A 24,516-nucleotide genomic window follows, 5' to 3' on the forward strand; every position below is an offset into this window, starting at 1 on the left:
CTGTGACATGACGTCGAGGTGCCGCGAGTCGCCCACTTCCGCGGTGGCACGTGCGCGACAGGCCGTGGAAGTGGGCAACTCGCGAACAGTGGATCGCCTTCGTTAACTTGCACAAGGCTGTGCAAGTTCGTACGATGAGAGCGTGAGAGAGAACCGAGCCCCGCGCCGCGACGCGACCGCCAACCGCGAGGCGCTGCTCGACGCCGCGCGCGTGCTGCTCAACCGCGAGCCGAACGCCTCGCTCGAGGCCATCGCGGCGGAGGCGGGCCTCACCCGCCGCACGATCTACGGCCACTTCCCGAACCGCGACGCGCTGCTCGACGCCCTCGCGCAGCGCGGCAGCGAGCGCGTGGTCGCCGCGATGGACGGCATCGACGAGACCGATCCGATCCGCCGCCTCGCCCTCATCGCCGTGCGCGCCTGGGACGAGATCGCCGGCGTGCGCGCCATGGCCATCACGACCGTGCGCGGACCGCGCGCCGAGATCGTGGATGCCGCCCTCACCCCGCTGCGCGTGCGCATCGCCGCCGCGCTCGAGGAGGGCGCCGCCGCCGGCCGTCTGCGCGACGACATCCCCGCCGCCCTGCTCGCCCGCCTCGTCGAGGACGCCGCGCTCTCGGTTTTCGCGGCGAGCGTGCGCGAGGGCCTCTCTGACGCCGAGAGCCGCCGACTCGCCGCCTCGCTCGCGCTCACCGCCGCCGGGCTCGGCTGGCGCGACGCCGCCGCGCTCATCGACGGCGACCCCGAGCTCGTGGCCGCGCCCGAGCGGGTCGACCCGCTGTGGCCGGCGACGCAGGCGATCGACCTGGTGTCGGCCGACGAGGCCGCCGAGCTCGGCGCCGCCGAGCTGGATGCCGCCGAGCTGGATGCGGAGGCCTCGCGATGAGGATCACCGCCCGCCGTCTCGCCCTCGGCGAGGGCCTGGCCGCCGCCGTGCCGGAGATGGATGTCGTCGCCGAGACCAGCGTCGCGCATCCCGCCGCGCCGATCGCGCTCGCCGTCGAGACCGCCGAACGCCCGCAGCTGCTCTCGCTGCTGCTCGGCGGTCGCCTCAAGCCGACCGCCGGCGAGGTGCTCGTCGACGGCTCGTCCGACACCGCCGAGCTGCGCCGCCGCGTCGCCCTCGTCGACACCCCCGGCACGAGCGAGCCGAGCCCCGGAGTCGCCCTGCGCACCGTCGTGGCCGAAGAGCTCGCCTTCGCCGGAACGCCGTCGTCGCGGCGGGCGACGGATGCGGTGCTCACGCAGCACGGCCTCGCCGACCACGCGCGCACCCCGTTGCGGGCCGTGCCGGCGGCGCCGCGCATCCGCCTGCTCAGCGAGCTCGCGCTGCTGCGCGACGGCGTCGAGGCGCTCGTGATCACCTCGCCCGAGCGGCACGGCGGCGACCCGCGCGGCTGGTTCGGCGAGGTGCGGCAGATCGCCGAGCGCGGCGTGCTGACGATCGTCGTGACCGACGAGGCGACGGCGGCGCTGCTGCGCGCGGCCGGCGCGGGCGACGGGTCCGCGCCCGCCGCGGATGCGGAGGCAGACCCGGAACCGGAACCGACCGCGCCCGCACCCGCACCCGCACCCGCACCCGCCGCATCCACGACCCCCGAGGCGCTCCCCGCCTCCCCCACCGCCGACGACGAAGCCGGCTCCACCGCAACCGCGAGTGCGACGGCCGACCCGGCCGCCGCACGTCCCGCCGCTCAGGAGCACTGACGATGTCCACCTTCTTCCGCACGATCACGACGAGCGTGCGCGCCGAGTTCGCGCGCCTCGTCTCGAGCCGCATGGCCGTGCTCGCCCTCGTGGCGCTCATGACCATCCCGGTCGTCTACGGCGGCCTGTACCTCTGGGGCAACAAGGACCCGTACGGCTCGCTCGACAAGGTGCCCGCCGCGATCGTGGTCGCCGATGAGGGCACGAAGGTCGACGGCGAGCAGCAGAACTACGGCCGGGAGGCCGCGAAGACCCTGCTCGACGGCAAGAAGTTCGCCTGGCACGAGGTCAGCGCGGTCGCCGCGAGCCGCGGGGTGAAGAACGGCACCTACGATTTCGCGGTCGAGTTCCCGGCCGACTTCAGCGCGCGCATCGCGTCCGCCTCGGGGGATGCGCCGGCGCCGGCCCGCCTCGGGCTCATCACGAGCGACACGAACAGCTACCTCTCGTCGACGATCGCGACGCAGGCGACCACGACCGTGCGCGCGGCGATCGTCGAGAAGGTCGGGCGCGCGGCGACGCTGCAGCTGCTCGACGGCGTGCAGTCGCTGCGCGACGGCCTGTCGGATGCCGCGGACGGCGCCCAGCAGCTGAGCGACGGAGCGCACACGGCATCCGATGGCGCGACGAAGCTGGCGGACGGCGCGAGCGAGGCGGATGCGGGGGCCGGCAAGCTCGCGTCCGGTGCGCGCGAGGCGTCGTCGGGTGCGTCGAAGCTCGCCGATGGCGCGAACAGCGCCTCAGCCGGCGCCGCGAAGCTCGCGGACGGCGCAGCGGCGACCGCCGCCGGGGCGACGAAGGTGTCCGACGGCATCGGACAGATCGCCGACAAGCTCGGCGCCGTCAGCACCGGCCTGCGCGCCCTCGCGGATCTGACCGCGACCCTGCCCGATGACGCGACGGCGCTGGCCGCGGGCACGCAGACGATCGCGGCCGGGGTGACCGCGCTCCACAGCGATGCCGTGTCCGCGCAGGAGAAGCTCGCCGCCGCGCTGGCGACATCGCAGGCGACCCCCGCGGAGAAGGACGAGCTGACGCGACTCGTGGCGGGACTGTCGGCCCAGACGGCGGCCGGGTCGCCGCTGCAGGTGGGTTCGAGCTCCGCTGCCGCCGGCGCAGCCGATCTCGCTGCGAGCGCCCCGGGTCTGAAGAAGGCGATCTCCGACGCCGCCGCCGGGGCCGAGGCGCTCACGGCCGGCGCTCAGTCGGCGCAGACCGGAGCGGCCCAGGTCGCCTCCGGCGCGACCCAGGTGTCGACCGGCGCATCCTCGCTGAAGGACGGCACGGCGCAGCTCGCGAGCGGCGCGTCCGCGCTGAAGTCGGGCACGGCCCAGCTCGCGAGCGGCGCGAACACGCTCGAGGGCGGCACGGCGCAGTTGGCGAGCGGGGCATCCGACCTCGCCGACGGCACGGCGAAGCTCGCCGACGGCGCCGACACGCTGCATGGCAAGCTCGTCGACGGCGTCGCGCAGACCCCGTCGAAGACGGAGGCGCAGCGCGCGGCCGCCGCGAAGGCGGTCGCCGACCCGGTGAACGTGAAGCGCACCTCGCAGACCGAGGCCGAGAACTACGGCGCCGGACTCGCGCCGTTCTTCATCAGCCTCGCCGCCTGGATCGGCATCTACGCGCTGTTCCTGCTGGTGCGTCCCCTGTCGCGGCGCGCGCTGACGGCCGTGCGTCGTCCCTTCGCCACGGCGCTGGCGGGATGGGCGACCCCGGCGCTCCTCGGAGTCGTGCAGATGATCGGACTCTTCCTGACGCTCGCCGGCCCGCTGGGGCTGAAGATGGCGCATCCGGTGGAGCTGCTCGGCTTCATGGCGCTCGTCTCGGCGACGTACGCGGCGATCGTGCTGGCGCTCAACGTCTGGCTCGGCAGCGTCGGGCAGTTCCTCGGGCTCGTGCTCATGGTCGTGCAGCTCGTGACCGCCGGCGGCACCTTCCCCTGGCAGACGCTGCCCGCGCCGCTCGCGGCGCTGCACCAGGCGCTGCCGATGTCGCACGCGGTCGACGGCATCCGCGCGCTGCTCTACGGCGGCGGAGCGGCCGGGCTGTCGAGCGCGCTGCTCACGCTCGTGATCTGGCTCGTCGTCGCCCTGGCGCTGTCGATCGCGGGCGCCGCGAAGCAGTCGCGGTTCCGCACGCTGCGCGAGCTGCGCCCCTCGCCGATCGGCGGCTGAGCCACAGGTCCGATCGCCAGGCAGGCGGGGCGGATCAGGGGTAGAGGCCGCGCAGCTTGTGCGCTTCGGCGACGCGCTGCACCGCGAGCGCGGTCGCGGCCGTGCGCAGGGTGAGGTCGTGGCGGCGCGCGTGGTCGGCCACGTTCATCCACGCCTCGCTCATGCGCGCGGCCAGGCGGTCCTCGACCTCCTGCGCACCCCAGCGGTAGGCCTGGTTCGCCTGCACCCACTCGAAGTACGACACGAGCACGCCGCCGGCGTTCGCGAGGATGTCGGGCACGACGAGCACCCCCGCGTCGGTGAGGATGCGGTCGGCCTCGCCCGTGGTCGGTCCGTTCGCGCCCTCGACGATGACCTTCGCCCGCACGTCGGCGGCGTTGCCGCCGTTGAGCACGCCCTCGACGGCGGCCGGCACGAGCAGGTCGACCTCGAGCGTGAGCAGCGCGGCGGGGTCGAGCTCGTCGGCCCCGGAGCCGCCGGAAACGCCGGCACCGAACCCGACGACGGTGCCGGTGCGGTCGACGTGGTCCGCGAGGGCGGGGATGTCGAGCCCGGTTGAGGCGTAGACGGCGCCGTACTGGTCGCTCACCGCGACGACGCGCGCGCCCGCCTCGGCCAGGAACTGCGCGGCTCCGCGCCCGACCTTGCCGAAGCCCTGCACGGCCGCGGTGGCGCCGGCCGGGGCGATGCCGACCGACCGCAGCGCCGCATCCGCGACATGCACGACGCCGCGCGACGTCGCGCTGGGCCGGCCGAGCGACCCGCCGAGGCTGAGCGGCTTGCCGGTGACGACGCCGGGCACGGTGTGGCCGCGGGCGACGGAGAAGGTGTCCATGATCCACGCCATGGTCTGCTCGTCGGTGCCGATGTCCGGGGCGGGGATGTCCTGCTGCGGTCCGATGATGGGCAGGATCTCGCTCGTGTAGCGGCGGGTGACGCGCTCGAGCTCCGGCGTGCTCAGCGCGCGCGGGTCGACGGCGACGCCGCCCTTCGCACCGCCGTAGGGCACGTCGAGCAGGGCGCACTTCCACGTCATCCACATCGCCAGCGCCCGCACCTCGTCGAGGTCGACGTTGGGCGCGTAGCGCAGGCCGCCCTTCGCGGGACCGCGGGAGATGTTGTGCTGCACACGGTGCCCGGTGAGCACCTCGATGCGGCCGTCGTCGTGCCGCAGCGGGATGCTGACCGTCATCTCGCGCCGCGAGGTCGCGAGCATCGCGTGGGTGCCCTCGTCGTAGCCGAGAAGCTCGATCGCGGCGGCCAGCTGGGCCCGCGCGTCGACGAGGGGAGACGGATGTGCGACCACGGGATCGGCAGCGGAGGCGGCCGATCCGCTGGTGAGGGACGGCTCGACGGTGAGGCTCATGCCGACGAGGCTACGAGCGCCCGCGCGCGGGATCCCCTGCCGTTTCGGCATGGCACCAGAGCGATTCGACAGAACGTCCCTTGCGAGTCGGCGATCCGCCGTGGCCGGGCCGGACGACCGGGTCAGGACGCGGCGTAGCGCTCCACCCGCAGCACGCACTGCAGGTTCTTGCCGTCGACGGCGATGTCGGCGTTCCAGTCGGCGCTCTTGCCGGCTTCGACGCCGTCGGAGTTCACCTGCTTGAGACCGAGCGTCGCGCTGTCCTTGTCGAGCAGCGAGACGTAGATGCGGTAGTTCGCCGTCGCGTCGCTCGAGTTGGTGACCGTGCCCGAGATGGCCCAGCCGTCCTTCGCCGGCTCGCACTTCTTCACCTCGACGTCGTTGCGGGCGCCGACGAAGCCCTCGCCCGTTCCCGGCGCGTCGCTGACCTCGGTCACCTGCGACGGCGCGGCCGACGGCTTCGGCGATGCCGACTTCTTGGTGGTCGAGTCGTCACCTCCCGTGCATCCGGCCAGCGCTCCGGCGACGAAGGCGACGCCGGCGAGTGCGGTCAGGGTGCGAAGGGCGGTGGACTTCATGCGTTCTCCTTACGTCGGCGCCGAACGTTCCAGCCGACCAGCGCGCCACCCCAGAGTAGGAGAAGCAGCGCGAGAAGGCCCGGGTAGGTCGGGTCGATGCCGGTGTGGGCGAGGCCTCCGCTGCCGGGGAGGCCGGGGATGCCGGGCACGGTCGGGCGCGTCGGCAGCTGGATGTCGGCGCTCGACGCCGACGAGACCTGCTCGTCGGGGTCGGGTCCGACCGCGGTCACCGTCGAGGTTCCCGGCACGAGCGTGCCCTCGTCACCCGGCTGGATGACGTACGGCGCCGTGACGGTCACGCTCTGACCCGGCTCGAGCACGCCCTCGGTGCCCGCACCGCCCGGCCAGGGGCCGTAGCTGAAGGCGCCGAGGCCCTTCTTCGGGTCGGTGAGCACGATGCCGCGCAGCGTGGTCGTGCCGGTGTTGGTGATCACGTAGGTGTAGATCAGCGTGTCGCCCGCGTAGCCGGCGGCGCCGTTCGCGAGGCGCACGCTCTGCGTGAGCGTGACGGCCGAGCCCGAGGGCACGGCGACGGTCGCCGAGCCGGATGCCGTGGGCTTCGTGCCGCCGAGCGGCGGAGTCCCGGTGGCGGTCGCGGTGTTCGCGACCGAGCCGGCGTCGACATCCGCCTGGGTGACGGTGTAGCTCGCGGTGCCGGTGGCCTTCTCGCCCGGCAGCAGGCGCCCGTTCGTCCCCGGCCAGCCGTAGCTAATGGCGGCGCCGGCGAGCAGCGGGTCGGTCACGCTGACACTCTCGAGCGTCACGTTGCCGGTGTTCTCGACCACGAAGGCGTAGTCGATCACGGTGCCGAAGGTCGGCGTGGCGCTGCGCGGCGTGGCCGTCTTGGTCAGGGTCAGCGCGGGTGCGGCCGCGATCTCGACCGGGGCCGCGTCGTTCGCGCTCACCGGAGCGCCGCCGTTCATCCCCTCGCCGTTGGTCTGAGCGGTCGTGTTCAGCACGCCCTTGTCGACCTCGGGCTGCGTGAGCGTGTGCTCGGCGGTGATCGTGGCGATCTCGCCCGGCTTGAGCACGCCCGGCGTTCCCGGCCAGGTGTACTTCCAGTTGCCGAGGTCGGGCTGCGGGTCGCCGACGGTGACGTTCTCGAGCGTGACGTTGCCCTCGTTCTTGACCGTGAAGGTGTAGTTCACGATGTCGCCGGCGCGACCGGTCGATCCGGGCGCGAGCGCCGCGGTCTTCACGATCGAGATGCCCGGTTCCGCCGGGGGCGTGTTCACCACCGACACCGGCGACGTGGCGCTGAGGCGTCCGTTCGACGGGTCGAGGGCGGATGCCGAGGCCGTATTGCGCACGTTCCCGCGGTCGACGTCGGCCTGGGTCACGACGTAGGTCGCCGAGGCGGTGACGTTGTCGCCGGGGCGCAGCACGCCGGAGGTCCCACTCGGCCAGGCGCCGTAGGTCAGCGTGCTGACGCCGGGCAGGCCGTCGACGATCGACGCGTCGTGCAGCGTCTGGGTGCCGTTGTTGGTGAGCGTGAAGGCGTAGTCGATCGTGTCGCCGACGCGGGCATCCTGGCGCGGGGTGCCGACCTTGGTGAGGTCGAGCTCCGTCGTCGCGGTCGCCAGCGGCAGCACGACCTCGGGGGCGGCGTCGCTGACCTTGTTGCCCTTCGGGTCGGTTCCGCTGCCGGTGGCGACGTTGCGGACCACGCCCGCGTCGACATCCGCCTGCGTCACGTCGTGCTTCGCGGTGATCGTCACCGACTGACCCGGGGCGAGGGTGCCCGCGGTCTGCCCGACCGGCCAGGTGTACTGCGCATCACGCAGGCCGGTCACCGTGTTCGCGACGTCGACGCCGCTCAGCGAGGTGTTGCCGGTGTTGGTGATCACGAAGGTGTAGTCGACCGTGTCGCCGAGCTCGCCGGTCTGACCCGACTCGAACGCGCCGGTCTGCGTGGTCGAGATGCGCGGGCGCGAGGTGGCGGTGTCGATCGTGAAGGTGTTCGACGTGGTCGACACCGGAGCGCCGTTCGGCGCAGCGGTTCCGGAGGCGGTGGCGGTGTTGGCCACGCTGCCCTTGTCGACGTCGGCCTGGGTCAGCGTGTAGTCGCTGTACCCGGTCGCCGAGGCGCCCGGGGCCAGCACGGGCTGGCCGGTCGGGAAGGTCATCGTCGGAACGCCCGCACCCTGCAGCTGCTCCTGCACCGCGAGCCCGCTGAGGGTCACGTTGCCGGTGTTCTTCAGGGTGAAGGTGAAGCGCACGATGCTGCCCGCGTTGCCGGCGCCGCTCTGCATCGCACCGCCCTTGACCAGGCTCAGCGCCGGGGCCGGGGCCGCCGTCGGGATGCTGGTCGGGGCCGACTGGTTCGTCACGGTCGCGCCGCCCGGCGTGGCGCCGGTGACGGTCGTGAGGTTGTCGACCTTGCCGGCGTCCACATCCGCCTGCGAGATCTGGTGCGTGGCGGTCGCGGTCGCGGTCTGACCGGGCTTGAGCACGCCCGGGTTCGCCGGATCCGGCCAGACGTAGGCCGGCACCGTCAGGCCCGCGACCGTGTTGCCGAGGGTCACCCCGGTCAGGGTCGTGTTGCCCGTGTTGGTGATCGTGAAGCCGTAGTCGATCTGGTTGCCGAGGCCGTTCTGGCCGGGCTTGTCGAGCTGCGCGGTCTGGCCGACCGTGATGGTCGGGTTCGCCGTGACCGGGATGGTCGCGGTGGCCTGGGCGGTCGCGTTCGCGCCGACCTTCGGCGTTCCGGTGGCGGTGACCTGGCTGATCGGCCCGCCCGCATCCACGTCGCTCTGGCTGAGCGAGTAGGGCGCGGTGACGGTGACCGAGGCTCCGGGGGCGAGCACGCCGACGGGTCCGGTCCACGCGTAGACGGGGGCGCCGATCGGCAGCGTGTCGGCGACCTTGACGCCGGTGAGGGTGACCTCGCCGCTGTTCGTGATCACATAGGTCCAGGTCGCGGCGCCGCCGGCCTTGTTCTGGTCGGGCGCGTTGAGCGAGCCGGCGTCGGTGACGCGGATGCCGGGCTTCGCCGTGACGGTGGGCGTGGGCGTGACCAGCTGGTTGCTCTGAGCGCTGACCGGGCTGCCGTCACGCGCCGAGGTTCCGGCGGCCGTGGCGCGGTTGGTGACGCTGCCGGTGTCGATGTCGGCCTGGTCGAGCACGTAGGTGGCCTTGCTGGTGGCCGTCGCGCCCGGCGCGAGCGAGCCGTCGGCGGCGAGGCCGGTGGTCGTCACGCCGCTGAGGCGCGGCAGCGGGTCGGTCACGGTGAAGCCCGTGACGGTCACGTTGCCGGTGTTCTTCGTCGTGATCGTGTACGTGAGCGTGTCGCCGACCTTGCCGGCGCCGCTGACGCTCGCCGACTTGGTGACGGCGAGCTGGGGCGCGGCCTGCTCGGTCGTGACGCGCACGGTGTTCGTGGCGGCCTCGGCCTTGTCCGCGTCGGCCTGGCCGGTCTTCGTGCTCCACGCCGCGACGTGCGCCGTGTTGTCGATGTAGCCGCGGTCGACATCCGCCTGGGTCAGCGCGTAGTCGGCCTCACCGTGCACGACCTCGCCCGGAGGCACGGTGCCGGGCTGGTCGGGGTCCGGCCAGGTGATGGTCGGCGTCTGCAGGCCCGGCAGCGGGTCGAGCAAGGTGCCCTGGTAGAGGGTGACGTTGCCGGTGTTGGTGATGTCGACCGTGTAGCGCACGGTGTCGCCGACGGCGCCGAGGCCGCTGACGAGCGAGCCGCTCTTCACCGCGCTGAGCGCGCGGCGCGCCTCGATCGGCACGTTCGCGGTCGCCGCGTCGGTCACCTTCTGCGCGCCCGGCGACGACGAGATGCCCGACACCGTGAGGGTGCTCCTGATGGTGCCGCTGTCGACGTCGGCCTGCGTGAGCGTGTAGTCGCCGATCGCGATCGCGGTCTGGCCGGGCAGCAGCACGCCCGGCTTGGCGGGGTCGGGCCACTCGGTCACGATCGGGGCGGCGGATCCGCTCAGACCCTCGGCGAAGGTCACACCCGTGAGGGTCGTGTTGCCGGTGTTCTTGGCGCGATACAGCCACTGGATGTCGTCGCCGGCGACGCCGGTCGATCCGGGTGCGAGACGGCCTTCGTCGGTCGCGGTGATCGCCGGGCCGGCCGTGACGGTCGTCGCGGTCGCCGAGGCGGAGGCCGGCGGAGCGTTGCCGCCGCGCACGCCCGCAGCTGTGCTCGAGGCGGTGTCGCTGATGCTGCCCGCATCCACGTCGCTCTGCGTCACGACGTAGGTGCCGGTCGCGCGGGCGACCTGTCCGGGGGCGAGCACGCCCGCGGCACCCGGCCACGAGATCGCCGACACGGTCATGCCGGGCAGCGTGGTCGCGAGCGTCGTGTCGGTCACCGTGATGGTGCCGCTGTTCGTGATCGTGATGGCGAAGTTCACGGCATCGCCGACGCGGAGGCCGCTGGCGGGGGTCGGCGTCTCGGTGACGGTGATCTTCGGTGCGGTGTTCGCGCCGCCGACGGTCACGTTCGAGGTGTTCGATGACTGGCTGATCTTGTCGCCGACGGGCGGCTTCGCGGTCGAGGTGGCGACGTTCGCGACGCTGCCCTTGTCGATGTCGGCCTGCGTGATCGTGTAGTCCGCGGTCGCCGTGGCGGTCGCGCCGGGCACGAGCGTGCCGGCCGGGCCGGAGCTCGGCCAGCTGATCACCGGGTTGCTGACGCCGCCGAGCGAGTCGACGAGGTCGACCAGCGTGAGGGTGACGTTGCCGTCGTTCTTGATCGTGAAGGCGTAGTCGATGACGCCGTTCGCCGCGCCGGCTCCGCCGCCGCGCACGGTGCCGTTCTTCGTGACGACGAGCTTCGGCGCGGCCGTGATCGTGACGCCCGCCGTGTCGGTGTCGGTCACCTTGGCGCCGTTCGGAGCGGTGCCCGTGCCGGTGACGGCGCTCGAGATCGAGCCGCGGTCGACATCCGGCTGGGTCAGGCGGTAGGTGCCGGTAGCGGTGACCGTGGTGCCCACCGGGACGGTGCCGGCCGGGTTGCCCTTCCAGTCGTAGGCGATCGCGCCGGTGAGGCCGAGCGCGTCGGCGAGCGCCGACTGGGTGAGCGTCACGTTGCCGTTGTTGGTCAGCGTGTAGCTGAAGTTCACCAGGTCGTCGACCTTGCCGGTGGCGCCCGGCGCGAGCGCGGCCGACTTCGTCACGGCGATCCCGGGGCCGCTGCCGACCGTCGGCACGGTGGCGCCGGCGTTCACCGGTCCGACGGCGCTGCCGTCGCGGGCGGAGGCGCCGCTCGCCTGGCTGGTGCGCGAGGCCGCGCCCGCATCCACGTCGCTCTGGGTCAGCACGGTCGTGCCGGTCACGGTGAGCGAGGTGCCCGGAGCCAGCGTGCCGGCGGCGTTGCCGCCCCAGCTGGTGGTGACGTCCGCCAGCCCGGCGGTGCTGGCCGGGGTGAGGGCGACGTCGTTCACCGTGACGTTGCCGTTGTTGGTGACCGTGATCGTCCAGGTCACGGTCTTGCCGACCGTGCCGGGCTGCGGCACCGAGCCGGTCTCGGTGATCGCGAGCGACGGACGCGACTGCGCGAGCGGCGTGACGACCTCGTTCGAGGGCACGTCGAGGTGCGGGTCGGTCGCGCTGCCGATCGGCGTGAAGTAGAACCGCGCCGTGGCGATGTTCGACTTCGAGCCGGCGTCGACATCCGCCTGGGTCACGACGTAGTTCGCGACGCCGGTCGCGGTCTGGCCCGGCTGGATGACGCCCGGCTGATCCGGGTCGGGCCAGGTCGGGTTCTGCGTGCCGAGGCCGGGCAGCGGGTCGATCAGCTGCGCGCGGTAGAGCGTGACGTTGCCGGTGTTGGTGACGGTCAGCTTGTACTCGATCGTGTCGCCGACCTGACCGGTGCCGCCGTTCAGGAAGCGGGCGCTCTTGAGGTTCGTGAACGAGGGGCGGGCCTGGATGCTGACGGTCGCCGGCGCCGTCGCGGTGACGACGGTCGAGGCGGGCGCCGGTCCGGTGCCGCGGGTCGAGACGCCGCTCGAGACGGTGCCGCGGTTCACGTCGGCCTGGGTGAGCGTGTAGCTGCTCGTCGCGGTGACGCTCTGACCCGGTGCGAGCACGCCGGTCGCGGCCGGCCAGGTGCCGTACGTGACGGCAGTGGCGTTCGTCTGCGACTCGGTTGCGGTGATGCCGGTGAGGGTCACGTCGCCGGTGTTCGCGATGACGTACGACCAGGTGACCTTGTCACCCGCGACGCCGGTGGCGCCCGGCGCGAGGGCGCCCTGATCGGTCACGCCGATCTTCGGCCCGGCCACGGTCGGGGTGACGGTCGCGGTGGCGTCGCGCGAGACGGCGACGCCCTTCGGCGAGGTGCCGCTGACGGTCGCGATGTTCTGGATCGCGCCGGCGTCGACGTCGGCCTGGGTCACCGTGTACGGGATCTGCCAGGTGACGGTCTGACCGACCGCGAGGGTTCGCTGCTGACCCGGCCAGGTGGGCACGGGGGTGCCGAGCCCGCCGAGCGAGTCGGCGAGCGTGACGCTGCCGAGCGTGACGTTGCCGTTGTTGGTGCCGGTGACCGTGAAGGTCACCTGGTCGCCGACCTTGACGCCCGTGGTGGGCGTCGCGGTCTGCGTCACCGAGATCGACGGCGCCGGGGCGGCGACCGCGGTCACGACCTGGCCCGAGCTCACGAAGATCGTGTCGCCGATCGGGGGCTTGCCGCTCGCGGTGGCGGTGTTGGTGACCGAGCCGGCGTCGACATCCGCCTGGGTGATCGAGTACGTCGACGTCGCCGTGGCGACCTCACCGGGCTGCAGCACGCCCGGCTCGACCGGATCCGGCCACTTGAACGACGGAGCGCTGACGCCCGGCAGCGAGTCGACGAGCGCGATCAGCGACAGCGAGACGTTGCCCGTGTTGGTGATCGTGAAGCCGTAGCTGATCGGCGCGTTGACGCCACCCGATCCGCCGACGGTGCCCTTCTTGACCAGGGTCATGGCCGGCTTGGAGGCGATGTCGATTCCGGCGGTGCTGGTCGAGGTGACCTTGGTGCCGCGCGTGCTCGTGCCGGTGGTGGTCGCCGGCGACTCGCTGCGGCCGGCATCCACCTCGGTCTGGATGATCCGGTGCGTCGCCGTGGCGGTCACGGTCGCGCCCGGCGCGAGGGTTCCGGCGGTGCCGCCGGGCCAGGCGCCGAAGGTGATCACGAGGTTCTCGCCTCCGAGCGTGTCGACGATGCCGACGCCGCTGAGCGTCTGGTTGCCGTTGTTCGTGACGAGGTAGCTGAGGTTCTCGGTGTCGCCCGCCTTGTCGGCGAAGCCGGCGCCCTTCGTCGCGGTCTTCTGGATCGCGATCGACGGCCCCGCGGTCGCGGTCGGAGCGGCGGCGTTCGCCGTGACGGGTCCCACCGCCGAGCCGTCGCGGGCGGAGGCGCCCTGCGCGCTCGAGGAGTTCGTCGCCTGGCCGGCGTCGACATCCGCCTGGGTGATGACGGTCGTGCCCGTGAGCGTGACGCTCGTACCGGGCGCGAGCGAGCCGGCGGTGTTGGCGCCCCAGTTCAGCACCGGATTGTTCAACGCGGGGTCGGTGACGACGACGTTGTTCACGGTCACGTTGCCGTTGTTGGTGACGGTGACCGTCCAGGTCACGTTCTTACCCGCGTTCGCGGGGCTGTCGGGAACACCGGTCTCGGTGATCGAGAGCACGGGCGCAGCCTGCGCGAGCGGGGTCACGACCGTGTTCGACGGCTTCGTGATCTCGGCGCCGGTCGGCGGGGTGAAGCCCACGCCGGCGGTGTTCGTGATCGATCCGCGGTCGACGTCGGCCTGGGTGACCGTGTAGTCGGCGTAGCCGGTGGCACCGGTGCCCGGCGGGATGACGCCCGGCTTCGTGTTGTCGGGCCACGACGGGAACTGCTCGCCGAGCCCGGGCAGGTGGTCGATCAAGCGCCCGTTCTTGAGCGTGACGTTGCCGGTGTTGGCGACATCCAGGTAGTAGCGGATGGTGTCGCCGACGTTGCCGACCCCGCCGTTGCGGAACTCCGCGCGCTTGATGATCGTGTAGTTCGGGTTGCTGGCGACCATGACGTCGGCGGTCGCGTTCGCGGTGGGCTTGGCGCCGACCTGCGGGGTGCCGACCGTGGCGACGTTGCTGGTGACCTTGCCGGCATCGACGTCGGCCTGCGTGAGCTTGTAGGTCGTGGTGACCCGCACGCTCTCGCCCGGGGCGAGCACGCCGGTCGCGCCCGGCCAGGCGTAGACCGGGGCGGTCGCGTTGGTCTGCGACTCGGTGACGCCGACGCTCGAGAGCGTGACGTTGCCGGTGTTGGTGACGACGTAGGTCCAGGTGACGATGTCGTCGGCCTTGCCGCCCGATCCGGCCGGCAGGGCGCCCGAGTCGGTGATCGCGATCGTGGCGCGCTGCGGGTCGGTCGTGATCGTCAGCGAGGAGTTGTTCGAGTTCACCGGGGTGTTCGCGGGGCTGAGGCTCTCGCCGTGCGCGGTGTTGGCGATCGAGCCGGCGTCGACATCCGCCTGGGTGACCGTGTAGTTCGCGCGGGCGGTGGCGCTCTCGCCGGGGGCAAGCACGCCGGCCTGACCCGGCCAGGTGTAGGTGATCGCGCCGAGGCCGGTGTGGGGATCGACGGCGGTGACGCCGTGCAGCGTCTGGTTGCCGGTGTTCGCGAGCACGACGCGGTAGCGGATGACGTCGCCGACCTTCGCGCCCGAGGTCACGTTGGCGGCCTTGGTCGCGGTGAGGGCCGGGGCGGCGGGCGCCACCGAGGTGGTGACCGGGCCGGCGGTCGCCTTCACCGGGGTGCCGGAGGCGCTGCCGGTGACGGTCGCGGTGTTGACGATCGACTGGTTGTCGATGTCGCTCTGGGCGATCGTGTACTTCGCGGTGGCGACGACGCTCGTGTTCGGCGGAAGGGTTCCGGCGGTCGAGGTCGGCCAGGTGCCGTAGCTGATCGTGCCGAGGCGGGCCAGCGGGTCGTCGATGACGACGCCCGTGATGGTCTGGTTTCCGGTGTTCGACGCGGTGAAGGTGTAGGTGATCGTGTCGCCGACGTTGCCGGGACGCCCGCCGTCGATCGCGGCGGTCTTCGTCAGCCCGATGCTCGGCTGCGCCGAGGTCGCGACGGTCGCCGTGGCGGTGCGCGTGAGCTGCGCGCCGCGCGCCGGGTTCGCCGTGATGGTCGCCGTGTTCACGATCGAGCCGGCGTCGACATCCGCCTGGGTGACCTTGTAGTTCGCGGTCGCGGTGCCCGAGGCGCCCGGGGCGAGCGAGCTGCCCGCGCCGAGACCGGTGTAGGTCAGGCCGGTGACGGCGAGCTGGTCGGCGATCTGCACGCTGCTGAGGGTCACGTCGCCGGTGTTGGTGAAGGCGAAGTTCCACACGACGGTGTCGTCGAGCTTGAGACCGGTGGTCGGGGTGCCCGACTTCGAGAACGAGAGCGACGGGTTCGCGGCGGCCGTGGTGGTGCTGACGGTCGCCGACTGGCCGGTGACGGTGGCGTTGGTCGGCGTGGATCCGGTCGCGGTCGCCTGGTTGTCGACACGGCCCGCGTCGAACTCGGCCTGGGTGACGACGTGGCTCGCGGTCGCGGTGACCGTCGCACCCGGGGCGAGGGTGCCGGTGACGCCGCCGGGCCAGGTGCCGTAGCTGATGTCGCTGGCGCCCGGGAACATCGGGTCGGTGACCTTCACGCCGGTGAGCGTCACGTTTCCGGTGTTCTTGACGGTGAAGGTGTACGTGATCGTCCCGCCGCGCGCGACGCCGCTGGCCGGGCTCGCGCTCTTGGCGATCGAGATCGCACCGGCCTGCTGACCGGTGGCGACGGTGACCGAGTTCGAGGTGCCCGTGACGGCGGTGCCCTGCGGGTTGATGGCGTTGACCGTCGCCGTGTTGGTCACGGTGCCCGCGTCGATGTCGGCCTGGGTGATCGTGTAGCTCGCCGACGCCGTGGCGCTGGCGCCGGGCGCGAGCGACGCTCCCGTGCCGAGCCCGGTGTAGGTGATCGGGGTCGAGCCGAGGCGCGGGTCGGAGACGGCGACGCCGGTGAGCGTCGTCGCGCCCGTGTTGCGCAGCGTGAAGCCGTAGGTGATCTTGTCGCCGACGGCCGCGTTGGCGGGGGCCGTTCCGGTCTTGACGATCGAGATCGTGGATGCCGGGGTCAGGGCGACCGTGGCGGGCTTCGAGGCGCTGACGGTCGCCGGGGTGACGCCCGCGGGCGCCGTGCCGGTGACGGTCGCGTCGTCGGTGACCGAACGCGCATCCACCTGCGCCTGGGTCAGAGCCGAGGTTCCCGTCGCGGTGACGCTCTGCCCGGGTGCGAGCACGTTGGCGGTGCCGCCCGGCCAGGTGCCGTAGACGATGCCGGTGGCGACGCTGAGCCCGCTGAGCTGCACGCCGGTCAGGGTCGTGTTGCCCGAGTTCGTGATCGTGAACGACCAGTTCACCGTGTCGCCGGCCTTGCCGGTCGCGCCGGCGGCGAGGGCGCCGGTCTGGGCGAGCGTGATGCCCGGGGTGCGGGTCGTGAGCGGGGTCGTGATGGTCGCCGAGTTCGAGACGTTCGCGCCCGTCGGCGGGGTGCCGGTGCTGGTGGCGGTGTTCGTGATGCCGCCGTTGTCGACGTCGCTCTGGGTGACGGTGCGCACCGCGGTCGCGGTGATCGTCTGGCCCGGCTGCAGGAGCCCGGTCGTGCCCGAGGTCCACGCACCGTAGTCGATCTGGGCGGCGGTGAACATCGGGTCGCTGATCGTGACGCCGGTGAGCGAGACGTTGCCGGTGTTCTGCGCGGTGATCGTGTAGGTCACGCGGTCGCCGACGACGCCTCCGTCGGAGACGGAGGCCGTCTTGGTGGTCGTGATGCTCGGCGCGGCGACCACGGTCGAGGTCGTGACGGTCGGCGAGGATGCGGTCGGGTTCTGCCCGGCCGGGGTGCGCCCGGTGACCGAGGCGGTGTTCGAGATCGAGCCGCGGTTCACGTCGGCCTGGGTCACCGTGTAGGTGGCCGTTCCGGTGACGGTGCCGCCGGGGGCGAGAGTGCGGCTCTGCGTGCTGTAGTCGACCCGGCTGAGGCCGGCGAGCGGGTCGCTGATGGTCACGCCGCTGAGGGTGACGTTGCCGGTGTTGGTGGCGACGAAGGTGTAGGTGACGACGTCGCCGAGCTTGACGGTCGAGCTCGGCGAGGCCGACTTGGTCAGGCTGAGGGCGCCCGTCGCGGCGAGCGGCACGGTCGCGCTGCCCTGCGTGGTCACGGCGGCGCCGGTCGGCGGGGTGCCGGTCGCGGTCGCGGTGTTCGCGATCGAGCCCGCATCCACATCGCTCTGCTTGACCGTGTAGGTGCCGGTGCCCGAGACGGTGTCGTTCGGGCGCAGGGTGGTCGCGGTTCCGCTCGACCAGTTGCTGAGGGTGACGCCGTTGGCGCCGAGCAGCGGGTCGCTGATGCCGACGCTCGTGAGCGTCACGTTGCCGGTGTTGCGGAGGGTGAAGCTGTAGGTGACCGTGGAGCCCGCTGTGGTGCCGGATGGTGAGCCGGTCTTCGTGAGCGCGAGGCGCGGGGCGGATGCGGCGGTCGGGGTGGTGACCTGCGGCGACTGGGTCGAGAACTCGGTGCCGCCGGTGGTCTTCGGGGTGGCGAAGCCGGTGGCGCGGTTCTGCACGTAGCCGCGGTCGACATCCGCCTGGACGATCGTGTACGTGGCCGTCGCGGTCACGCTGTCGCCGGGGTTCAGGGTTCCCTGCGGGGGGCCGTTCGGCCACTGGTAGGCCAGCGGCGAGAGCTGCGGGAGCGGGTCGGCGATGCGCGCGCCCGTCACGGTCACGTTGCCCGAGTTCGTGAGCTTGAACGTGTAGGTGATGACCGAGTTGACCCCGCCGCTGCCGGTCGTGATGGCAGCGGTCTTGGTGAGGTCGATCGCGGGCGCGGCCGGGGTCGCGGGCACGCTGACCGCGGCGGTCGACGAGACCGTTCCGCCCTTCGGCGTGGTGCCGCTGACGCTCGCGGAGTTGTTGATCGTGCCCGAGTTCACGTCGTCTTGCGTGACCGTGTAGCTCGCGGTCGCGGTGACCTGCTCGGCGGGGGCGAGCACGTTGGCGGTTCCGCCCGGCCAGGCGCCGTAGCTGATCGCCGACAGGCCGGCGTGCGGGTCGGTGATCGCGACGGCGGTGAGCGTGACGTTGCCCGTGTTGCGGGCGACGAAGGTGTAGGTGATCGTGTCGCCGACCTTGGCGCCGCTGGCGACGCTCGGGGTCTTGCTGAGGCTGATCGAGGCGGAGCCCTGGATCGTGACGGTGGCCGACACGGTCGGGCTCGTCGCGGTTCCCGACTTGGGCGTGGTTCCGGCGCCGGTGGCGGTGTTGATGACCGAGCCGCCGTTGACGTCGCTCTGCTTGAGCACGTAGGTGGCGGTCGCCGTGGCCGTCTGACCCGGCGCGAGCGTTCCGGCGGTCTGACCGGTCGGCCAGGTGTAGGTGCGCGCCGAGATGTCGACGAGCGGGTCGTCGATGACGACGCCGGTCAGGGTGACGTTGCCCGAGTTGCGCACCGTGAACGACCAGTTGACGGTGTCGCCGGCCTTGCCGGTGGCCCCGGTGGCGAGCTGACCGGTCTTGGTCACCACGACGCCGGGCGCGGCGGTCGCGGTGTTCGTGACGGTGCTGCCGGTGCTGGTGACGGCGGCGCCGTTCGGCGGGGTGCCGGTGACGCTGGCGGTGTTCGCGACGCTGCCGTTGTCGACGTCGCTCTGCTTGATCGTGTAGGTCGCGGTCGCGGTCGCCACGGCGCCGGGGGCGAGCTGACCGGCGGTCGAGGTCGGCCAGGTGTAGATCGGGGCCGACAGGCCGCTGAGCGGGTCGGTCACGGCGACGTTCTTGAGCGTCACGTTGCCGGTGTTGGTGATCGTGAACGTGTAGTTGATGACGTTGCCGGCGTTACCGGCCGCGCCGCCCGCGATGACACCCGACTTCTGCACGGTGATCGCCGGCGCCGCCGCCGCGAGCGTGACGCTCGCCGCGGTGGACTGACCGGTCACGGTGCCGCCCGAGGGGGTGCGCGCGGTGGTCGTCGCGGTGTTCGTGACGGTTCCCGCATCCACGTCGGCCTGGGTGACGGTGTACGTCGCCGTCGCGGTGACCTGCTGGTTCGGGGCGAGCGTGCCCGCCGTCTGCCCGGTCGGCCAGGTGTAGGTGAGCGCCGAGAGGCCTGAGAGGGAGTCGGTGACGGCCACGTTCGTGAGGGTCACGTTGCCGGTGTTCTTCGCGACGATCGTCCAGGTGATCGTGTCGCCGACCTTGCCGGTCGCGCCGGTCGCGAGAGCTCCGGTCTTCGTCACCTGCAGCACGCCGACGCCGGCGAGAGGCACGGTCGCGCTCGAGGTGCGCGTGATCGCGGCGCCGGTCGGCGGGGTGCCGGTCGCGGTCGCGGTGTTCGAGATCGAGCCCGCATCCACGTCGCTCTGCTTGACCGTGTAGGTCGCGGTGCCGGTGACCTGGTCGCCGACGCGCAGCGTGTTCGCGGTGCCGCTCGGCCAGGCGCCGTAGGTGATCGCGCTGAGGCCCGAGAGCGGGTCGCTCGCGCTCACGCCGGTCAGGGTGACGTTGCCGCTGTTGCGCAGCGTGAACGTGTAGGTGACGGTCGAGCCGGCGGTCGCCCCCGAGGTCGATCCCGTCTTGGTGAAGGTGAGCGCCGGGGCGGCCGTCGCCGTGGCGATGCTGACCTGACCCGAGCTGCCGGTCACGGCGGCGCCCGTCGGCGGGGTGCCCGCGACGGTCGCCGTGTTGCGCACGGTGCCCGCATCCACGTCGGCCTGGGTGACCGTGTAGGTCGCGGTGGCGGTGACCTGGGTGCTCGGCGCGAGGGTTCCCGAGGTGCCGCTCGGCCAGGTGCCGTAGGTGATCGCCGAGAGGCCCGTGTGCGGGTCGGAGACCGCGACGCCGGTGAGGGTCACGTTGCCGGTGTTGCGGGCGACGAAGGTGTAGGTGATGACGCTGTTCACGGCGCCGGAGCCGCTCGTGTACGCGGCCGTCTTCGTGACGGTCACGGCCGGGGCCGCGGCGACGGTCGTGACGGTCACCTGACCCGAGGATGCGGTGACGGAGACGCCCTTCGGCGTCGTGCCGCTGACGCCGGCGGTGTTCTTGACCGAGCCCGCATCCACGTCGCTCTGCTTGACCGTGTACGTGGCCGTGCCGGTGACGGTCGCGCCCGGTGCGAGCGTGCGCGAGCCGCTGTAGGTGATCGCCGACAGGCCCGAGAGCGGGTCGGTGATCGTCGCGGTGCTGATCGTCACGTTGCCGGTGTTGCGCACCAGGAAGGTGTAGGTGATCGTGCTGCCGGCGGTCGCGCCGCTGGTCACGCTCGGGGTCTTGGTGATCGACAGACTGCCGGTCGGGGCGACGACGACGGTGGCGGTGGATGCGCTGCTCACCTTCACGGCGGTCGGCGAGTTGCCGGAACCGGTCGCGGTGTTGATGACGGAGCCCGCGTCGACATCCGCCTGGCTCAGCGTGGAGGTGCCGACGGCGGTGGCCGTCGCGCCCGGAGCGAGCGACGAGTTCGTGCCGAGACCCGTGTAGGTGAGGGCGCCGATGCCGGCGAGCGAGTCGGCGACGCTGACGCCGGTCAGCGTGACGTTGCCGGTGTTGACGAGGGTGATCGTCCAGCGCACGGTGTCACCGGCGACGCCGGTCGACCCGGCGACGAGGGCGCCCGACTTGGTCGTCGAGATCGCGGGCGCGGCGGCGGCCGTGTTGGTCGTGACCTGGCCGCTCGTGTTGGTCGCGGTGCCGCCGGTCGGGGTCGTGCCCGTGACGGTCGCGGTGTTCTTCACGTTGCCGGTGTCGACGTCGCTCTGCTTGATCGTGTAGCTGGCGGTGCCGGTCGCGGTCGCGCCGGGGGCGAGGGTGCCCGCGGTGGAGGTCGGCCAGCTGTAGGTGATCGTGCCGAGGCCCGCGAGCGGGTCGGTCACGGCGACGTTCGTCAGGGTCACGTTGCCGGTGTTGCGCACGGTGAACGTGTAGGTGATCACGTTGCCCGCGTTGCCGGCCGCGCCGCCGGCGATCGCGCCGGTCTTGACCACGGTGACGCCGGACGCGGCCGCGACGGTCTGCACGGTCGCGGCGGGCGAGGCGCCGCTGACCGCGGCGCCCGCGGGGGTGCGGGCGGTGACGCTGGCGGTGTTCGTGACGCTGCCGGTGTCGACATCGCTCTGCTTCACCGTGTAGTCGGCGATCGCGGTCGCGGTCGCGCCGGGAGCGAGCGTTCCGGCGGTGCCCGGCCAGGTGATCGTCGGGGTGCCGAGGCCGGAGAGCGAGTCGGTCAGCGCGACGCTCGACAGCGTCACGTTGCCGCTGTTGCGGAAGGTGATGGTCCAGCGGATGACGTCGCCGACCTTGCCGGTTCCGCCGTTGAGGTAGGCGCCCGACTTGGTGACGGCGATCGCGCCGGTCGGGGCGACGGCGACCGTCGCGCTCGACGTGCGGTTGATCGCGGCGCCGGTCGGCGGGGTCGCCGTCGCGGTCGACGTGTTCGAGACCGCTCCGGCATCCACGTCGCTCTGCTTCAGCGTGTACGTCGCGGTGCCGGTGACCTGATCGCCGACGTTGAGCCGGCCGGCGGTGCCGCTCGGCCAGGTGCCGTACGTGATGGTCGACAGGCCCGACAGCGGGTCGGTCACGCCGACGCCGGTGAGCGTCACGTTGCCGGAGTTGCGCAGGGTGAAGGTGTAGGTGACGACCGAGCCGGTCGCCTGCCCGTTGGCCGCACCCGTCTTGGTGAAGATCAGGTTCGGGGCGGATGCCTGGGGCGCGATCGTCGCGTTCGCGGTCGCGTTCACGGCGGTGCCGGTCGGCGAGGTGCCGGCGGCGGTCGCGGTGTTGGTGATCGTGCCGGCATCCACATCCGCCTGCGTCACCGTGTAGGTCGCCGTGGCGGTGACGGTCGCGCCGGGCGCGAGCGTGCCGGCGGTGCCAGGCCAGGTGTACGTGAGCGCCGAGAGGCCGCTGTGCGGGTCGCTGATCGCGACGCCGGTGAGGGTCACGTTGCCCGAGTTGCGGGCCGTGAAGGTGTAGGTGACGACGCTGCCGACGGCGCCGGAGCCCGTCGTGTAGGCGGCGGTCTTCGTGGTGGCGATCGCGGGGGCCGCAGTCGCGACGGCGACGGTGCGCGACGAGGTCGCCGTCACGGCCGAGCCGGTCGGCGGCGTGCCGGTCGCGGTGGCCGTGTTCGGCACGTTGCCGCGGTCGACGTCGGCCTGCTTGATCGTGTAGGTCGCGGTGCCGGTGACCGAGCCGCCGGGGTTGAGCTGACCGGTCGTGCCCGAGCTCCAGGTGCCGAAGGTGATCGCCGAGAGACCCGACAGCGGGTCGGTGACGCCGACGTTCCGCAGCGTGACGTTGCCGGTGTTGGTCACGACGAAGCTGTAGTTGATCGTGTCGCCGACCTTGCCGGTGGCGCCGCTCGCGAGCGCGCCCGTCTTGTTCAGCGTCAGCGCCGGGGTCGCCGCGACCGGCTGAGTGCGCGCCGCGGTCGCGGTCGGCTTGACGCCGCCGTCGGCATCGGTGCCCGTCGTCGTCGCGGTGTTCGCGATCGAGCCGGCGTCGACATCCGACTGCTTGAGCACGTAGGTGCCGGTCGCGGTGACCGAGCCGCCCTGGTTGAGAGTGCCGCTGGTTCCCGAGCTCCAGGTTCCGTAGACGAGGTTCGTGATCAGCGGATCGGTGATCGTGACGCCCGTCAGCGGGCCCGAACCGTCGTTCGTCGCCGTCAGCGTGTAGTTGACCACGTCGCCGGCCTTGCCGGTGGCGCCGGCGGCGAGCGCGCTCGTCTTCGCCAGCGCGACGCTGCTCTTCGCGACCGTGGTCGAGTCGGCGCCCTGCGCCAGGTAGCCGCCGACAACCGTGGTGGCCGTGGCTGTCGCGGTGCTCGTATAGCCCGCCGCGGTGTTGTTCGTCGCGGTGCACGTGTACGTCGTCGTCGCGAGGGGCGCGAGGGTGATCCCCGTCAGCGTGCGCGAGCAGTCGGCCTGGTCGTCGACGACCTTGATGTTCTGCAGGACGCCGGCGCCGGTGTTCGTGATCGTGATCGTGAACGTGGCCTTCTCGCCGGCGGTGCGGTACTGGATGTCATCCGTGCCGTTGTAGCTCTTGTTGACCTGCAGTCCGGCGGTCGGCACCGACAGCACCGCGTTCGTCAGCAGGTAGGAGTCGCCGCTCGTGCCGAGCTGCAGCGTCACCTTCGAGTCGCCGGCGACGACGTTCATCAGGCTCGCGCTCGCGACATCCACGCTCTGGTTCGTGAACGCGCTCGTGTCGCCGGTGTTGTAGTAGCGCTGCGAGCCGCTCGCTCGTCCGATTCCGATGTTGCCGGTCACGCCGGCGTTGCTGCCCGAGCTGTCGAGCGTCGCGCTGTTCGGGATCTCGGTGAACGTGGTCGATCCCGCGCGCGAGTAGGAGGCGGTGTCTCCGGTGATGCCGCGGTCGCCCTCGTAGAGGGTGAAGCCGGCGCGGGTGCCCTTGTCGACCGCGGTGAAGCCGTTGAAGTCGACGGTCAGAGCCGCGTCGTTCTGGCCTTCGCGCACGTGGCCCTCGTAGTAGATGACGCGGTGCGGAACCGAGTTGGCGTTGCCGACGATGTAGGTGCCGTAGTCGTAGACCAGGGTGACCGACCAGCCGGCGTAGCAGCCGGCGCCGGTGGGCGCCCAGATGTTGCCCGCCGAGAGCGTGACGTTCGAGCCGGTCGCGACGTTGGCGAAGGCGGTCGTGACATCAGCGGTGGCGCTGTAGTAGCGCGCGGTCGCCTGGGTGGCGGCATCCTCACGGAGGTTGTCGGCGGCGTAAGCCGCGATCGAGCCCGAGCCGACCCGGAACTGCACGGCCTGGGTCTGGTAGCCGGTCGCGCTGCCCGACGGCAGCGTCGCCGTACCGCGCGCCGCCGAGTAGGCGGTGCAGAGGTTGCGCGTGTCGCCCAGCCAGGTGCCCGTGTTGGCCGACCAGTTGAGGAAGGCCTTGACGACCTTCGCGCCCGACGGGATGTTGATCGTCGCGCTCGAGGAGTTGGTGGTGAAGCCGCCGGCCGCGTTGACGTTGCCCATGATGGCGTTGTCGTTGAGGTTGTTGGCCGCGCCCGTGCCCGTGTAGGCGGCCGCATGCAGGTCGTTGCAGGTGCCGATGCTGCTCGCCGTCATCGACTGGCACTGCAGCACGCCGTTGCCGGCGTTGATGAAGTCGCCGTTGACGGTGGCCTGGTAGTTGGGCTCGGTGCCGCCATTGGTGCCCCAGACGACGACGACGGCGTTCGCGATGGCGGTGGGGAGCACCGCGCCGCTGAGAGCGCCGACGACGACCGCGAGGGTCAGAGCGAGGATGCGGGCGAAGCGCGAGAAGTACGAGGCACCGGGCTCGCCCCAGTTGCTCTCGTTCCTGAAGATGCGATTGCGTGCTCCGCGACGCGGCGACGACTGTCGCTGCGCGTCCGCGGGCTCCCCCCACGACGACACGATGGTGCTGCTCCCCGATGCTGTGCTGCTTGCGCAGTTGTTCGACGCCCGATGCTGAACGGTTTGGCCTGGTCAGAGCTCCGCTACGGAAATCGTTTGTTTCTGACAAACAACATAGGTCACTTGCGCCACGGGATGAAGGCTTTTCCACACCTGTCAAGGGGGTTACCTCGGGGGTGAGGATGTACGGCCGCCTGCGTCACCCCCATTCCGAGGGTGAGGTGTCACGCTCGCGAGGAACGCAATGACTCCGACCGCAC

The 24,516-nt window shown here is 72.0% G+C and carries 6 protein-coding genes; 3 read left to right on the top strand and 3 right to left on the bottom strand.

What is annotated here, in order from left to right:
• Positions 1 to 142: 142 nt before the first annotated feature.
• Genes FJ657_RS02925 through FJ657_RS02935 form a run of 3 tightly spaced genes read left to right on the top strand, consistent with a single transcriptional unit; the run spans position 143 to position 3,884 of the window.
• Complete coding sequence (locus tag FJ657_RS02925) at positions 143 to 886, top strand: TetR/AcrR family transcriptional regulator (protein WP_141162160.1); 744 nt, start codon at positions 143 to 145, stop codon at positions 884 to 886.
• Positions 883 to 1,707, top strand: a complete 825-nt coding sequence (locus FJ657_RS02930; RefSeq protein WP_141162161.1) for a hypothetical protein — start codon at positions 883 to 885, stop codon at positions 1,705 to 1,707. The genes FJ657_RS02925 and FJ657_RS02930 overlap by 4 nt, the downstream gene beginning before the upstream one ends.
• Before the next feature lie 2 nt (positions 1,708 to 1,709).
• Complete coding sequence (locus FJ657_RS02935) at positions 1,710 to 3,884, top strand: YhgE/Pip domain-containing protein (protein WP_141162162.1); 2,175 nt, start codon at positions 1,710 to 1,712, stop codon at positions 3,882 to 3,884.
• Positions 3,885 to 3,918: 34 nt separating this feature from the next.
• On the opposite strand, the gene FJ657_RS02940 is transcribed toward FJ657_RS02935, so the two are convergent.
• From FJ657_RS02940 to FJ657_RS02950, 3 genes are all read right to left on the bottom strand, one after another.
• Entirely contained in the window at positions 3,919 to 5,250 is a 1,332-nt protein-coding gene (locus FJ657_RS02940; protein WP_141162163.1) for a Glu/Leu/Phe/Val family dehydrogenase, read from the bottom strand.
• Between the two features lie 122 nt (positions 5,251 to 5,372).
• Complete coding sequence (locus tag FJ657_RS02945) at positions 5,373 to 5,828, bottom strand: FxLYD domain-containing protein (RefSeq protein WP_141162164.1); 456 nt, start codon at positions 5,826 to 5,828, stop codon at positions 5,373 to 5,375.
• A complete protein-coding gene (locus FJ657_RS02950; RefSeq protein WP_141162165.1) occupies positions 5,825 to 24,256 on the bottom strand; it encodes a CLIPPER-2 domain-containing protein in 18,432 nt (6,143 codons plus the stop codon). Before FJ657_RS02950 ends, FJ657_RS02945 begins: the two co-directional genes overlap by 4 nt.
• Between the last annotated feature and the right edge of the window lie 260 nt (positions 24,257 to 24,516).

Source organism: Schumannella soli (assembly GCF_006517435.1).
GTDB lineage: Bacteria > Actinomycetota > Actinomycetes > Actinomycetales > Microbacteriaceae > Schumannella > Schumannella soli.